The organism is Pseudomonas sp. Mb7, from assembly GCF_054790525.1.
The window spans coordinates 599,380-613,900 of record NZ_CP186501.1; the positions used below are offsets into that span (position 1 = coordinate 599,380).

The 14,521-nt window shown below is 60.8% G+C and carries 12 protein-coding genes; 2 read left to right on the top strand and 10 right to left on the bottom strand.

Features of this window, described 5'->3' with window-relative positions:
- Window positions 1-15 precede the first annotated feature (15 nt).
- Together dcd and ACOYXH_RS02730 are read left to right on the top strand one after the other, a co-directional pair.
- Entirely contained in the window at window positions 16-582 is a 567-nt protein-coding gene (dcd, locus tag ACOYXH_RS02725; protein ID WP_093436360.1) for a dCTP deaminase, read from the top strand.
- Window positions 583-689: 107 nt separating this feature from the next.
- The gene (locus ACOYXH_RS02730) at window positions 690-899 is read left to right on the top strand and encodes a hypothetical protein (RefSeq protein ID WP_095049111.1); all 210 of its coding nucleotides are present in this window, start codon (window positions 690-692) and stop codon (window positions 897-899) included.
- A gap of 46 nt (window positions 900-945) precedes the next feature.
- Here the strand turns inward: ACOYXH_RS02730 and pdeM are convergent, their stop codons facing one another.
- The 10 genes from pdeM to ACOYXH_RS02780 form a co-directional block, all read right to left on the bottom strand.
- Window positions 946-1,602 carry a ligase-associated DNA damage response endonuclease PdeM gene (pdeM, locus tag ACOYXH_RS02735; protein WP_093436351.1) on the bottom strand — a complete coding sequence of 219 codons (657 nt, stop codon included), beginning with the start codon at window positions 1,600-1,602 and terminating at the stop codon, window positions 946-948.
- Window positions 1,599-4,088 (bottom strand): ligase-associated DNA damage response DEXH box helicase, encoded by a 2,490-nt coding sequence (locus tag ACOYXH_RS02740; RefSeq protein ID WP_460410243.1) that lies wholly within the window; start codon window positions 4,086-4,088, stop codon window positions 1,599-1,601. The genes pdeM and ACOYXH_RS02740 overlap by 4 nt, the downstream gene beginning before the upstream one ends.
- 178 nt (window positions 4,089-4,266) lie before the next feature.
- Entirely contained in the window at window positions 4,267-5,031 is a 765-nt protein-coding gene (locus tag ACOYXH_RS02745; protein ID WP_095049113.1) for an ABC transporter ATP-binding protein, read from the bottom strand.
- A gap of 13 nt (window positions 5,032-5,044) precedes the next feature.
- Window positions 5,045-6,163 (bottom strand): succinylglutamate desuccinylase/aspartoacylase family protein, encoded by a 1,119-nt coding sequence (locus ACOYXH_RS02750; RefSeq protein ID WP_095126541.1) that lies wholly within the window; start codon window positions 6,161-6,163, stop codon window positions 5,045-5,047.
- Window positions 6,164-6,191: 28 nt separating this feature from the next.
- Entirely contained in the window at window positions 6,192-6,902 is a 711-nt protein-coding gene (locus ACOYXH_RS02755; protein WP_016986412.1) for an ABC transporter permease, read from the bottom strand.
- Complete coding sequence (locus tag ACOYXH_RS02760; RefSeq protein WP_095049115.1) at window positions 6,899-7,627, bottom strand: ABC transporter permease; 729 nt, start codon at window positions 7,625-7,627, stop codon at window positions 6,899-6,901. Before ACOYXH_RS02760 ends, ACOYXH_RS02755 begins: the two co-directional genes overlap by 4 nt.
- A gap of 56 nt (window positions 7,628-7,683) precedes the next feature.
- Window positions 7,684-8,466 carry a transporter substrate-binding domain-containing protein gene (locus ACOYXH_RS02765; protein WP_007918608.1) on the bottom strand — a complete coding sequence of 261 codons (783 nt, stop codon included), beginning with the start codon at window positions 8,464-8,466 and terminating at the stop codon, window positions 7,684-7,686.
- Window positions 8,467-8,817: 351 nt separating this feature from the next.
- A complete protein-coding gene (locus tag ACOYXH_RS02770; RefSeq protein ID WP_460063221.1) occupies window positions 8,818-10,506 on the bottom strand; it encodes an ATP-dependent DNA ligase in 1,689 nt (562 codons plus the stop codon).
- Window positions 10,503-11,537, bottom strand: coding sequence for a ligase-associated DNA damage response exonuclease (locus ACOYXH_RS02775; RefSeq protein WP_460063224.1), 1,035 nt, complete (start codon window positions 11,535-11,537; stop codon window positions 10,503-10,505). The genes ACOYXH_RS02770 and ACOYXH_RS02775 overlap by 4 nt, the downstream gene beginning before the upstream one ends.
- A gap of 411 nt (window positions 11,538-11,948) precedes the next feature.
- Window positions 11,949-14,399 (bottom strand): penicillin acylase family protein, encoded by a 2,451-nt coding sequence (locus ACOYXH_RS02780; RefSeq protein WP_460063227.1) that lies wholly within the window; start codon window positions 14,397-14,399, stop codon window positions 11,949-11,951.
- Between the last annotated feature and the right edge of the window lie 122 nt (window positions 14,400-14,521).

Here is a 14,521-nt window from a genome sequence, read left to right on the forward strand (position 1 = left end):
TCAGGACACCCCGCCATGAGCATCAAATCGGACAAGTGGATTCGCCGCATGGCGCAGGAACAGGGCATGATCGAGCCGTTCGTCGAGCGCCAGATGCGCGGCAGCGATGACAGCCGAGTGATCTCCTACGGTGTGTCGAGCTACGGCTACGACGTGCGCTGCACCAATCACTTCAAGGTGTTCACCAACATCAACTCGTCCATCGTCGACCCGAAAAACTTCGATCCGGGCAGCTTCGTCGACGTCCACAGCGACGTTTGCATCATTCCGCCGAACTCCTTCGCCCTGGCCAGCACCGTCGAATATTTCCGCATTCCGCGCAATGTGCTGACCATCTGCCTGGGTAAAAGCACCTACGCGCGTTGCGGCATCATCGTTAACGTCACGCCGCTTGAGCCTGAGTGGGAAGGCCACGTGACCCTGGAGTTCTCCAACACCACCAACCTGCCGGCGAAAATCTACGCCAACGAAGGCGTGGCGCAGATGCTGTTCCTCGAATCCGACGAGGAATGTGAAGTGTCCTATAAGGATCGCGGTGGCAAGTACCAGGGCCAGCGTGGCGTGACCTTGCCGCGTACCTGATCGGTCCATCCGACAGATCGCGGGAATTCTTTGGCGGGCAGACACTCTATGGGGTGTACTGCCCGTTTTTGCTTTCGGCAAAACGGGCCTTCGCCGAGGAGTGCCCTATGAAGATCGATCCGCAAATCACTGCCGAACTGGCAAGGCTCGAGCCCAATCAGATTGGCGTATTGGCCTGGTCCTTGTTGGCGCATCCGCCACTGAGCATGGCCGGCGGAATTCCCGGACAGCCCGATCCCGATACCCCCAACGAACAACCCTCCGAGCCTGGCGAACCGACGCTTCCGGACGAGCCGCCACCGGCACCGGTTGCCTGATCTGCATTGAAAACCAATGGCCAGTCAGATGAGGTCTGCAAGGACTTCAACTGACTGGCCATATTTCGTTATCGCCGATGACGAAAATCCTGCAACTCTCTTCGCGCTCGACCGCATAGCCGCCGGTGAAGGCGCCGAATGCCGGTAGCAGGCTGAGGCGTTCGCCGAGCCTGAAACACGCCAGTCGCAAGCTTTGCCGACCCTTGCCGCGCAGGCGATAGACCGGGTGTACGTGACCCGCCAGCACGTGCCTTTCAGGGTGCGGATCAGGCTCATGCTGCAAGGCGAACGGCCCGAGCAGCAGCGGTTCCGGCACCACCCGGATATTCAGCGATTCAGGTGGATCACCGGCGCGTTTGTCATGATTGCCGCGAATCAGTGTCATCGGCAGATCAGCGTGGCGCGCGCGCCATTGTGCCAGCGCGTCCAGCGTACCTGGCGCATGAGAGCCGGGCCCGTGGAGGAAGTCACCGAGAAAGATCAATAACCGGCAGGGCAGCTTCGCCAGCAGCCGATCAATCACTGCGATATTGCTCGCCGTGGTGCCGTGCGGAACCGGTTGACCCAGACTACGGTAAGCCGCCGCTTTGCCGAAATGCACATCGGCAATTAGCAGGACCTGTTGCGCGGGCCAGTACAGGGCTTTTTCCGGCAAAAGCCATAGTTCTTCGCCGGCCAGGCGTACTGGGTAGCCTGAACTCATGAGGATTTATCCTTGTCTGCGCTGTTCTCCAGATCACCAACCATTCGCCTGATGCGATCAGCGAGTTTTTCCGAACTCATGCTTTCGCGCATGCGCTCCACCAGCAGCGGGAAGCCCAGTGGTGTAGGACGTTTAACCTGATGCACGTCCAGTTTCATCTGATTGATCCGGTCCAATGTCTGCTCCAGACGCTGAATATCCAGTTCTTCTCGCAGGACTTCTTCCCCGGCCTGGGCCAGCAACAGATTATCTGCGTCGTATTGTTTGAACACTTCAAAAAACAGTCCGCTGGACGCCTGCACCTGTCGGGTGCTTTTCGGTGCGCCGGGGTAGCCGGCGAAGACCAGCCCGGCAATCCGCGCGATCTCGCGAAAACGGCGCAAAGCCAGTTCGCCAGCGTTCAGACTGGCCAGAACGTCCGCTAATAAATCATCGGCATTGAAGAGATCGGCATTCAAATACTCGGCCCAGTCGATCGGCGTGGCGCTGAGCAATTCCAGGCCGTAATCGTTCACCGCGATGGAAAACGTCACAGGCTGCTGTTGACTGACGCGCCATGCCAACAGGCTCGCCAGTCCCAGATGCACTTGGCGCCCGGCAAAGGGATAGAGGAAAAGGTGCCAGCCTTCGCGGGACTTCAGCACTTCAGCCAGTAGATTTTTGGCGGTGGGCAAACCCGACCAGCGCATCTGCGTTTCCAGTAACGGCCGCAATGCGTGCATTTCCGGCCCGACAAACTCACCCTGCGCGGCCGCGCTGAAACGACTGACGACGGCGGCGGCGAGCTCATTGGAAAGCGGCATGCGCCCGCCATTCCAGCGCGGCACGGCGGCTTTTTTCGCGGTGCTGCGTTTGACGTAAGCGGTCATGTTTTCCACTCGGACCAACTCCAGCAAACGCCCGGCGAAGAGAAAACCGTCACCCGGTTTAAGCCGCGCGATGAAACCTTCCTCAACACTGCCCAACTGTTTGCCACCGCCGCCCTTGCTCCAGAATTTCAGATGGATGCTCGCGTCACTGACGATGGTGCCGATGCTCATGCGATGGCGCCGCGCCAATCGCGCATCCGGCACTCGCCAGACGCCGTGCTCGTCTGGCTCGACCCGGCGGTAATCCGGATAGGCTGTCAGAGACATCCCGCCATGGCGTACGAAAGCCAGCGCCCAGGCCCAGTCAGCAGCTGTCAGGTCACGATAAGCCCAGGCGCCACGGACTTCTTCGTACAGCTCATCGGGTAAAAATCCACCGCCGAGGGCCATGCTGACCAAATGCTGGACCAGCACATCCAGCGGTTTGTGCGGTGACTGGCGTGGTTCGATACGCCGTTGTTCGACGGCATCACGGGCGGCAGCGGCTTCGATCAGCTCAAGGCTGTGAGTCGGCACCAGCGTTACTCGCGAGGTGCGTCCCGGCGCGTGGCCTGAACGACCGGCGCGTTGCATCAGGCGCGCGACACCTTTGGCCGAACCGATTTGCAGCACGCGCTCGACTGGCAGGAAATCCACGCCCAGATCCAGGCTTGAGGTGCAGACCACGGCTTTGAGTTGTCCGTCTTTCAAGGCCTGCTCGACCCAGTCGCGAGTCTCGCGAGACAGCGAACTGTGATGCAAAGCGATCAACCCGGCCCAGTCCGGCCGTGCCTCCAGCAGCGCCTGATACCAGATTTCCGATTGCGCTCGGGTATTGGTGAAAACCAAGCTGCTGGCGCAGGCCTCCAGTTCGGCGACCACTTGCGGCAGCATCTTCAGGCCGATGTGTCCGGCCCATGGAAAACGCTCGATGGCCGGTGGGAGGAGAGTGTCGACCTTCAGCGCTTTTTCGCTTTGTCCCTGAATGCTGACGCCGCCGCCCTGTGGGATCAGCACTTGTTCGGCGTGGGATTGATTACCGAGGGTGGCAGACACTCCCCAGACGATCAGTTCGGGTTGCCAATGCCGGAGGCGGGCGAGGGCCAGTTGCAGTTGCACGCCGCGCTTGTTGCCCAGCAGTTCGTGCCATTCATCGACGACGATCATGCGTAGGCTCGCCAGCGCCACTTGGGCATCGGCGCGGGCGAGCAGCAGGGTCAGGCTTTCCGGGGTGGTGATCAGCGTGGTCGGCAGGCGCCGGCTCTGCCGGGCGCGTTCGCTGCTGCTGGTATCGCCGGTGCGCAGGCCGATGCTCCATGGGATCTGCAAATCATCTACCGGCGCTTGCAAGGCGCGAGCGGTGTCGGCGGCGAGGGCGCGCATGGGCGTGATCCACAGCACGGTCAGCGGTTCGGCCGGTGGTTTGCGCTTGCGTGGGGTTTCAACAACAGCGGCGGGTTTGGCGAAGCGATTGAGCGCGGCAAACCACACCGCATAAGTTTTACCGGCGCCGGTGCTGGCGTGGAGCAGACCGGATTGGCCGTTTTTCACCGCCGCCCAGACCTGTTTCTGAAAGGCGAACGGCTTCCAGTTGCGGGCGCTGAACCAGATTTTTGCCAGGTCGGAGGATTTCGCCATGCGGGCTGCGCGCGCTCTGGAGGGGTTCTTCCAGTGACCACATCAGTTGGCGAAAGGTTTAATCAGGGTGACCGTGTAGGAGCTGCCGAAGGCTGCGATCTTTTGATCTTGATCTTGATCTCTACAAAACAAGATCAAAAGATCGCAGCCTTCGGCAGCTCCTACAGGGGAACGTGGGCTACTTGAGGTTACCGCTGAGGAATTGCTTGAGGCGTTCGCTTTTCGGGTTGCCGAGCACTTCTTCGGGGGCGCCTTCTTCTTCCACCAAGCCTTGGTGCAGGAACAACACCTGGCTGGAAACCTTACGAGCGAAGCTCATTTCGTGGGTCACCATGATCATGGTCCGACCTTCTTCAGCCAGCCCCTGAATCACCTTCAACACTTCCCCCACCAACTCCGGATCGAGCGCCGAGGTCGGTTCATCAAACAGCATTACCTCCGGTTCCATCGCCAGCGCCCGGGCAATCGCCACGCGCTGCTGCTGACCGCCTGAGAGAAACGCCGGATATTGATCGGCCACTCGTGCCGGCAGGCCAACCTTGTCCAGATAACGCCGCGCACGTTCGTCGGCCTCCTGTTTGCTGCAACCCAGCACCCGGCGCGGGGCCATGGTGATGTTTTCCAGCACGGTCATGTGGCTCCACAGGTTGAAGTGCTGGAACACCATCGCCAACCGCGTGCGCAGGCGCTGCAGTTCATCGGCGTCGGCGACGTGCATGCCGTGGCGGTCGGTGACCATGCGGATCGCCTGGCCATCGAGGCTCATGGCGCCATCGTTAGGTTGTTCGAGAAAGTTGATGCAGCGCAAAAAGGTGCTTTTGCCCGAGCCGCTGGCGCCGATCAGGCTGATCACGTCGCCGGTCTTGGCCTTGAGCGAAACGCCTTTGAGCACCTGATGGTCGCCATAGCTTTTGTGCAGGCCTTCAACGGTCAGTTTGTACATGGGACAGACATCCTCAAGGCGAAAGTAGGTAGCCGCTGCGATAGGCTTCAGCGCCCGCGACGTGGGCGATGACCATGCCGGCAGTGGCCATGCGTCGCAGCGAGCGGGCGTACATCACGCCGGCGCTGGTGCAATGAATGGGGGTGACCCGGTCGTGGATCGGGTCGATGATTTCGGCGATCTGTTGCCCGGCTTCGAGGTATTGACCCGCCGTGGCGGTGTACACCAGCAGCCCACCGACCGGGGTGGTCACCGGTTCCACACCGGCCAGCGGCGTGGCGGGGAACGGCAACGGTGGTTGCGATTTGGTCTCGCCAACGATCGCATCGGACTGGATCAGATAGTCGATCAGCGCCTGGCAGTCGCGGCTGGCCAGCGGATGGGTGACGTCACCCTGGCCGCGCAACTCGACGGTGACTGAAAAACTGCCCAGCGGAATCTCGAAGTGTTCGCCGAAGCGCTCCTTCAGTTGCCACCACAGCAGGGTGAAGCATTCGTCGAACGACTGACCGCCGGAGTCGGTGGCCAACAGACTCGCCTGGGCTTCGATGTAGCGCGCCAGCGGTTCAACCTGCGGCCATGCTTCGGGCGTGGTGTAAAGGTGCACCACCGATTCGAAATCACAGTGCAAGTCGAGCACCATGTCCGCGTCGCAGGCCAGCCGTTGCAGGGTCAGACGCTGGGATTGCAGTTGCGTGCTGGCGGTCTGGCGGGCGAGGGCGTCGCGCAGATGTGTGCGGATCAGTTCGAGGTTGTGTTGAGGATCGTCGTTCAGCTTGCCTTCGATGGCGTTGCCGATCTCTTCACTGAGATCGACGAACCAGCGGTTGAAGTTCTGCCCGCTCTCCAGTTCGTAGCGGCCCAGCGGCACGTCCATCAGCACTTGTTCGAGGCCGACTGGGTTGGCCACCGGCACCAACACGATTTGGCTGCGCAGGCGCCCGGCGGCTTCCAGCTCCGCCAGACGCTGCTTGAGGTGCCAGGCCACGAGCATGCCGGGTAATTCATCGGCGTGCAGCGAGGACTGAATGTAGACCTTGCCTTTGGCCTGCTCCGGGCCGAAGTGGAAGCTGTGGATCTGTCGTGCGGTCCCCGGCAGCGGGGCCAGCAAGTCATGAATCAGGTGGCGCATTTTTTATCTCTTTATTCCTGAGATGGGCCTAGTGAGTCGGCCCGAGGAAGGCCAGCCATCGGCGTTCGGCAAGGCGGAACAGGCCGACCAGCGCAAAGGTGATGGTCAGGTAGATCAACGCGGCGATGCCGAACGACTGAAAGGTCAGGAAGGTCGCCGAGTTGGCGTCCCGCGCAACTTTCAGGATGTCGGGGATGGTCGCGGTGAAGGCCACGGTGGTGGAGTGCAGCATCAGGATCACTTCGTTGCTGTAATACGGCAACGAACGGCGCAGCGCCGACGGCATGATCACGTAGGCATACAGTTTCCAGCCAGTCAGCCCGTAAGCCTTGGCCGCCTCGACTTCACCGTGGTTCATGCTGCGGATCGCCCCGGCGAAAATTTCCGTGGTGTAGGCGCAAGTGTTCAGGGCAAAGGCGAGGATTGTGCAGTTCATCGCATCGCGAAAGAAACTGTCGAGCAGCGGCTGCGCACGCACGGCGGCCAAGCTGTAAATGCCGGTGTAGCAAATCAGCAACTGGATATACAGCGGCGTGCCACGGAACAGGTAGGTGTAGAACTGCACCGGCCAGCGAATGTAGAAGTGCGGCGAAACCCGCGCGATCGACAGCGGAATCGACACCAGGAAACCAATGAAGATCGAGGCGCTGAGCAGCCACAGCGTCATCGCCAGACCGGTGATGTTCTGGCCGTCGGTATAAAGGAAGGCGCGCCAGTATTCCTGCAGAAGTTCGATCATCGTACGGCCTCCCGGGCACCGGCGGCGTAGCGGCGTTCGAGCCAACGCAGGATGAAGTTCGAGGCACTGGTGATCAGCAGATAGATCAACGCGGCGAGAACCAGGAAGTAGAACAGTTGATAAGTGCTTTTACCGGCGTCCTGCGCGGCTTTGACCAGATCGGCCAAACCGATGATCGACACCAGCGCAGTGGCCTTGAGCATCACCATCCAGTTGTTGCCGATGCCCGGCAGGGCGAAACGCATCATTTGCGGGAACACCACAAAGCGAAAGCGCTGACCGCGTTTGAGACCGTATGCGGTGGCGGCTTCAACCTGACCGCGCGGCACGGCGAGGATCGCGCCACGGAAGGTTTCGGTGAAATACGCGCCATAGATAAAACCCAGGGTCAGCACCCCGGCGCTGAACGGGTCGATTTCGATGTATTCCCATTCCAGGTAATCGGTCAGGGACGTCAGCCAGGTTTGCAGGCTGTAGAAAATCAGCAGCATCAGCACCAGATCCGGCACCCCGCGAATCAGCGTGGTGTAGAGCTGGGCGGGCAGGCGCACCAGTTTGACTTTTGACAGCTTGGCACTGGCGCCGAGCAGGCCGAGCAACACGGCCACCAGCAGCGACAACGCCGATAATTTGATGGTCATCCAGGTGCCTTCCAACAGCAACGGGCCAAAACCCTTGAGGCTGAAGGCTGCGAGCCCCAGATTTTGTAATAGGTTTTCGAACATAAATCAGCAACCTGAGCGGATGGAAAAGGCGCCCATCGAGGATGGGCGCCGGGGCATTATTTGCCGCTGTACAGATTCAGATCGCCAAAGTGTTTCTTTTGAATCTCGGCATATTTGCCGTCATCGTGTAACGCTTTGATACCTTTATCTAAAAGCGCTTTCAGCTCAGTGTTACCTTTCTTAATACCGACAGCGGTTTTGGCTGGCAGCAATTCGCTGTCGACTGGCTTGCTGACGTCATAGTCGGCGCCCTGTGGCGACTTCAAAAAGCCCAGTTCGGCTTGCAGCATGTCCTGAATGCCCGCATCGAGACGGCCGGAGGTCAGGTCGGAGTACACCTGATCCTGGTTCTGATAGGCCTGGGTTTTCACGCCGGCCTTGTCCAGCACGGCTTTGGCGTAGGCTTCCTGAATAGTGCCTTGCTCGTAACCGACGGTTTTACCTTTCAGCGACGCAACGTCGGCGGTGATGCCGGAGCCTTTCTTGAACACATAGGCGGTCGGGCCGGAGAACAGCTCGCTGGAGAAGTCGATGACTTTTTCCCGGGCCGGGGTCACGGTCATCGACGAGATCACACCGTCGAATTTGTTGGCCTTGAGGCCCGGAATCATGCCGTCGAAGTCACTTTCAACCCACTTGCACTTGACCTTGAGTTCGGCGCAGATCGCGTTGCCCAGGTCGATGTCGAAGCCCACCAGGCTGCCGTCGGCCGCTTTCGACTCGAACGGTGCGTACGAAGGGTCAACGCCAAAGCGCAGCTCTTTGTATTCCTTGGCCAGCGCGGAGCCAGCGGCCATGCACAACGCCAGTGCAGAAAGGGTCAGCAATGCTTTTTTCATTATTCAATCCCTAAGAACCAATATGAGCGCTTGTGGCGCAGAATTATTGTTACTGGAACGCGTACGACCTATAGAAAGTAGCAATTTCCGAACCAGAGTCCCGAACAAGTGTTTTAAAAGGTGAGGAGAGCTACAAGATCAATGGATGAATGCACGAAAACGGGCGCGGCAGAAAGCGTGCACTGATTTGTGGCTTGTCGGGGACAGTCAAGCAGATCGCTGATCGTTCCCACGCTCTGCGTGGTAATGCAGCCCGGGACGCTCCGCGTCCCCTCCAAGGCCGAACGCGGAGCGTCCGTTGAGGCATTCCCACGCGGAGCGTGGGAACGATCAATGTCCCGGGAAAAGGGGTCAGGCCAGCAGATCCTGGAGGGTGGCCAGGCTATCGGCCTCATCCACGGTTTTATCCTGGCGCCAGCGCAGCATCCGCGGAAAACGTACCGCGATCCCGCTCTTGTGCCGCCGCGAAAGGGCGATGCCTTCGAAACCCAGTTCAAACACCAGGCTCGGTTTCACGCTGCTGACCGGGCCGAACTTTTCCACGGTGGTTTTGCGCACGATGCTATCGACTTTGCGCATTTCCTCATCGGTCAGCCCCGAATAGGCCTTGGCAAACGGCACCAGCGCACGCTGGCTCGACTCGGGCGGGCCGTCCCACACGGCAAAAGTGTAATCGCTGTACAGACTGGCCCGGCGACCATGACCGCGCTGCGCGTAAATCAGCACCGCATCGACGCTGAACGGGTCAACTTTCCACTTCCACCACACGCCCATGTCTTTGGTGCGCCCGACGCCATATAACGCGTCGCGCGCCTTGAGCATCATGCCCTCGACACCCAGTCGCCGCGAGGCTTCGCGCTGGCGGGCGAGGTCGAGCCAGTCGCTGCCGGTCAGCACCGGCGAGGGTAAAAGTACCGGACTGTTACAGCGGGCGATGACGTCTTCCAATTGCGCGCGGCGTTTGGCCTGCGGTTGATTGCGCCAGTCTTCGCCTTGCCATTCGAGCAGGTCGTAGGCGAGCACCACCACCGGCACGTCTTCGAGGATTTTCTTGTCGAGGGTCTTGCGGCCGATGCGTTGTTGCAACAGGGCGAAGGGCTGCACTGCCGGCGGTTCGGTCGATTGCGGATCAAAGGCGTCTTCGGTGCGCGGATGCGTGCTTTTCCACACGACGATTTCGCCGTCGATCACCGTGCCATCGGGCAAGCCTTGTACCAGGACCTCCAGTTCGGGAAAACGCTCGGTCACCAGTTCCTCGCCCCGCGACCAGATCCATAGTCGGCCCTCTCGCTTGACCACTTGTGCGCGGATGCCATCCCATTTCCATTCAATCTGCCAATCGCTGGCCGGGCCGATCAGCGCTTCAAATTCTTCCACCGGTTGCGACAAAGCGTGGGCCAGGAAGAACGGATACGGCTGACCACCCCGCTGGGCATGTTCATCGCTGGATTCAGGGGCAATCAGCTTCAGGTAACTGGCGGCGCTCGGCCGGTTGGACAGATCGGTGTAACCGACCAGACGCTGCGCCACGCGCTTGCTGTCCAGCCCGGCCATCGAGGCCAAGGCCCGGGTAACCAGCAATTTCGACACGCCAACGCGAAAACTGCCGGTGATCAATTTGATGCACAGCATCAGGCTTGATCGATCCAGTTGCGCCCACAGGGCCGGCAGTTGCCGGTTCAGATATTCCGGTGCTTCACCGCGCAGTGGCAGCAGTTTGTCCTCGATCCACTCGGCGAGGCCGGCGTCGGAGGTGTGCGGGTTTTCTGCGAGTACCAGCGAAATGGTTTCCGCCAGGTCACCGACGGCTTGATAGCTTTCCTCGAACAACCACGGTTCCAGGCCGGAGATCTCGACGGCGAGTTCACGCAGAATTCTCACCGGCACCAGTTGCCGGGGCCGGCCACCGGAGAGAAAGTACACCGCCCACGCGGCGTCGTGCGGTTCGGCCTGGGCGAAGTAGGCTTGCATCGCCGCCAGTTTGGCGTTGCTCGAGGTGGTCGCGTCGAGCTCGGTGTACAACTCGGCGAATGCTTTCATGCTGGCATCTCGGCGATGGTCGGTTCGGTGGCGATGTGTTCTTCTTCGTCATCGCCGTATTCGGTGTTGAAACCCTGGGCATCCAGACCCTGTTCGCGCAGATGCCGCACCAGCACGCCGATTGAACCGTGGGTGACCATCACCCGCTCTGCGCCGGTTTGCTCAATGGCCCAGAGCAGGCCGGGCCAGTCGGCGTGATCGGAGAGCACGAAACCGCGATCGACGCCGCGCCGCCGTCGGGTGCCACGCAAACGCATCCAGCCGCTGGCAAATGCGTCGCTGTACTCGCCAAAACGGCGCATCCAACTGCTGCCACCGGCCGAAGGCGGGGCGATGACCAGAGCCTGGCGCATGATCGGGTCGCTTTTTTTTACGTCCCCGGCGTAGATCGTCGGCGGCAAATACACGCCGGCATCGCGGTAGACCCGATTCAGCGGTTCGACCGCACCGTGGCTGAGGATCGGGCCGAGGCTTTCGTCGATGCCGTGGAGTATCCGTTGAGCCTTGCCGAACGAGTAACAGAACAACACGCTGGCCTTGCCGGCCGCGATGTTCGCAGCCCACCACTGGTTGATCTCGCTGAACACCTGCGCCTGTGGCTGCCAGCGATAAATCGGCAGGCCGAAGGTCGATTCGGTGATGAAGGTGTGGCAGCGCACCGGTTCGAACGGGGCGCAGGTGCCGTCCGGTTCGATCTTGTAGTCGCCGGACGCGACCCAGACTTCGCCACCGTATTCCAGACGCACTTGTGCAGAACCGAGCACGTGGCCGGCGGGGTGAAAGCTCAGGGTGACACCGTGGTGTGTCAGACGCTGGCCGTAGGCGAGGGTTTGCAGGTTGATGTCCTGCCCCAGACGCGCGCGCAAAATCCCTTCGCTGGCGCTGCTGGCCAGATAATGTTGGTTACCGGTACGGGCATGATCGCCGTGGGCATGGGTAATGACCGAGCGCTCGACGGGGCGCCACGGGTCTATGTAGAAATCTCCGGCAGGGCAATACAAACCCTCGGGGCGGGCGATAACAAGGTCCATGTCCTTACCAGAATGGGGGGCTTGTTAGCTATGAGGTTGGCGCTGGGCTGGAAGTTCTATCGACTTTGAAGAGCAACCCTCACCCCAGCCCTCTCCCAGAGGGAGAGGGGGCCGACTGAGGTGTCTGGGAGAGCTACGCCGACGTGAAATACCGAGTCGAACACAGATTCTGGACCAGATCAAAAGCCCCTCACCCCAGCCCTCTCCCAGAGGGAGAGGGGGCCGACTGAGGTGTCTGGCCAGCTACGCCGACGTGAAATACCGAGTCGATTACGGATTCGGCAAGGCACGAACCGAGTTGATTCTGGATTCGGCAGTGCACGTTCAGGTCGGTGTATGACTCAAGCATCCCCCAATCAGTCCCCTCTCCCTCCGGGAGAGGGTTAGGGTGAGGGGCTTTTGATGTACAGCTTATTTGCCGGGAGTAAGCGTCAGGCGGGCCTTGCCATACACCCGATCAAAGTTCTGCGGCTGCATCGGCAAGCCGATGTACTGCCCCTTCAACCACGCATCGATGCCATTGAGGTAGTTCGGACTCACCGGATTACCCGACTGCCCCGTACCGTTCTGGCCCATCAGCGGTTCGGCTTGGCCGAAGTCGACGATGAAACGCATCGACGGTGCGCGCGTCGTGGTGAAATCCTGGCCCCAGGCGAACGCCGACGTGTTCAACGTCGTGTGATCGCCACCGGCCGCCAGTGGTCCGCGCACGGTCTGGCCATTGCTGTTCTTCCAGGCATAACTGTGCAGCTTGCCCCACTGCCAGGCCCGGTGATCGCCGCCCAACTGACTCTCGCCAGCGCTGATCGCCGCCGCGAAGCTACGGGCAAGAATCACCGCTTTGTCTTCTTTCTGCGGTGTACGAATGTCGTCCCAGAACGGACTGTCTTCGCGCCCCAACAGATGGTCAGCCTGCGCCGCGTAAGACAGATCACCATTGGCGATAAACGCCTTCCACGCAGGACTCGATTCCGGACCGAGCTCATCGAGGAAGATCTGTTTCATGCTTTCTTGCAGGAACAGCTCATAGATCGCCGCATCCGCCGAGGTCGGGCTGAGCTTGCCGTCGAACGCCATCAACCGCGTGAACGCTTCGCGCGCCTTGCTGCGGTCCGTTTCTGGCAGGGCATCGATCGCCTGTTTCAGTGGCTGCTTCATGCCCGGTGCTTCGAAGACTTTCTTCAACTTGGCGGCGAAGGTGGTGGTCTGGTCGTACTGCATGGCGATCACGCTGCGGCTGTCGTGCTTGCTGCTGCCGGCCAGTTCCGCCAGACGCTCGCCACGTTCCGGCGCCGCCCAAGAGTTCGACAGTTGCATGCCGTAACCGTGAGGAATCACACGCTGGTTGGCGGTGCCGAGCCAGCCTTGCGCCGGATCCTGATCGTACGGATGCAGCATCGGGTCGGCGTAACCGTCCCAGTCGTAGCGACCTTCCCAGCCCGGCGACGGCAGCAAGCCTTCGCCTTCTCGGCGGTTGGGGAAACGCCCGGTGACCTGCCAACCGATGTTGCTCGCATCGGCGAACACCAGGTTCAGGGCGATGGCGCGGATCTCGCGGCTCGCGTCGGAAGCGCGTTCAACGGTTTGTGCACGGGTCAGATCAAAAAACGCATCCAGCGACTTGTCATCAGTGAAGCTCGGCGTCTGCAAGGCCAGGCCGAAACCGCTGCCTTGCGCGGCCGCCTGAGCACTGTTGAGCAATGCGCCGTGGCGGGTTTCGTACACCGCTTCGCGAATCGGCCGTTGGCCTTTGACGAAGTAGGTTTCGTTGCGCACGCCCAGCGGCTGCCATTTGCCATTGACCTCGTAGGTCAGGCTGCTGCCCTGGCGGCGAATTTTTTCCAGAAACAGATCCTGGTTGTCGCCGAGCACGCTGGTCATGCTCCACGCGACTTTGCCGTTGAAACCGCCGAGGACCATCGGCAGACCGGCAACGGTGACACCGGCGGCCTGATATTTCGGTGCGCGGATCTGCACAAAGCTCCACAGCGACGGCGCGGCCAGCGGCCCATGGGCGTCGCTGGCCAGCAGGCTCTTGCCGCTGCGGCTGCGTTGCGGGGCGATCGCCCAGTTGTTCGAAGACGGGGTGCCGAGCAGGTTCAGCGCGGACAGTTGCTGGCTGGCGTTGCTCAGTTCGGTCAGGCCGGGGATCTGCCCGTTGAGCTTGAGCCCTTGTAGCTTGTCGGCCTCGGCCAGTGGCAGGTTTTCGTCAGGCGCGGACGGCGTCAGCCAGGCGAGTTTGTCGGTGGTGACGGTTTGCGCCAGCACCAGCGAGGAAATTTCTTCCGGCAGGTTGGCCGACTGGCTGAAATTCAGCAGGGCGAAAATCAGCGCCGAGTCTTCCGGCTTCCAGTATTCCGGCTTGTAACCACTGGAGGCGAGGTCGCCCGGCAGCTTGTCGGCGTAGCGGAACAGGTAGGCGTTGACGCCTCGTGCATAGACTTCGAAGAAGCGCTTGAGGCGTGGCGACGAAGCCTTGTACAGCTCGCCAGCGCTTTTCTTCAGATTGACCGCGCGCATGTAGCGGTCGGCATCGAGCATCGACGCGCCGGACATTTCCGCCAGGCGGCCCTGCGCCAACAGGCGCAAGGTGACCATTTGATTGATGCGATCGCTGGCGTGGACGTAACCGAGGCTGAACAGTGCGTCATGGAACGTGTTGCTCTCGATCAGCGGCATGCCCATGGCATTGCGACGTACCGACACGTTCTGCGCCAGCCCCTTGAGCGGTTGCACGCCGGAAGTCGGGGGGAGGGTGTCCTGAGCATTCCAGGTCTGGCAACCGGACAGGCCCAAAACACCGGCCACTGCTGCGGCAACGCCGAACCGGGGAAGAAAATGTGTGAGGGCTGGCGAGGCCATGGCAAAGCTCCTGCGGGGGGTAGCGTCAGTAAAGGCGCTACGTTAGTGAGCAGGAGGTGGCCGCGCAAGCGGGGGCGGGGGTTATTTGCGTATTTCTGTCGAATGGAAAAGATCTCAGCCTG

Excerpts from the sequence above, each read along its gene's own strand:
- dcd (WP_093436360.1), top strand. The coding sequence starts at position 16 with ATGAGCATCAAATCGGACAAGTGGATTCGCCGCATGGCGCAGGAACAG.
- ACOYXH_RS02730 (WP_095049111.1), top strand. The coding sequence starts at position 690 with ATGAAGATCGATCCGCAAATCACTGCCGAACTGGCAAGGCTCGAGCCC.
- pdeM (WP_093436351.1), bottom strand. The coding sequence starts at position 1,602 with ATGAGTTCAGGCTACCCAGTACGCCTGGCCGGCGAAGAACTATGGCTT.
- ACOYXH_RS02740 (WP_460410243.1), bottom strand. The coding sequence starts at position 4,088 with ATGGCGAAATCCTCCGACCTGGCAAAAATCTGGTTCAGCGCCCGCAAC.
- ACOYXH_RS02745 (WP_095049113.1), bottom strand. The coding sequence starts at position 5,031 with ATGTACAAACTGACCGTTGAAGGCCTGCACAAAAGCTATGGCGACCAT.
- ACOYXH_RS02750 (WP_095126541.1), bottom strand. The coding sequence starts at position 6,163 with ATGCGCCACCTGATTCATGACTTGCTGGCCCCGCTGCCGGGGACCGCA.
- ACOYXH_RS02755 (WP_016986412.1), bottom strand. The coding sequence starts at position 6,902 with ATGATCGAACTTCTGCAGGAATACTGGCGCGCCTTCCTTTATACCGAC.
- ACOYXH_RS02760 (WP_095049115.1), bottom strand. The coding sequence starts at position 7,627 with ATGTTCGAAAACCTATTACAAAATCTGGGGCTCGCAGCCTTCAGCCTC.
- ACOYXH_RS02765 (WP_007918608.1), bottom strand. The coding sequence starts at position 8,466 with ATGAAAAAAGCATTGCTGACCCTTTCTGCACTGGCGTTGTGCATGGCC.
- ACOYXH_RS02770 (WP_460063221.1), bottom strand. The coding sequence starts at position 10,506 with ATGAAAGCATTCGCCGAGTTGTACACCGAGCTCGACGCGACCACCTCG.
- ACOYXH_RS02775 (WP_460063224.1), bottom strand. The coding sequence starts at position 11,537 with ATGGACCTTGTTATCGCCCGCCCCGAGGGTTTGTATTGCCCTGCCGGA.
- ACOYXH_RS02780 (WP_460063227.1), bottom strand. The coding sequence starts at position 14,399 with ATGGCCTCGCCAGCCCTCACACATTTTCTTCCCCGGTTCGGCGTTGCC.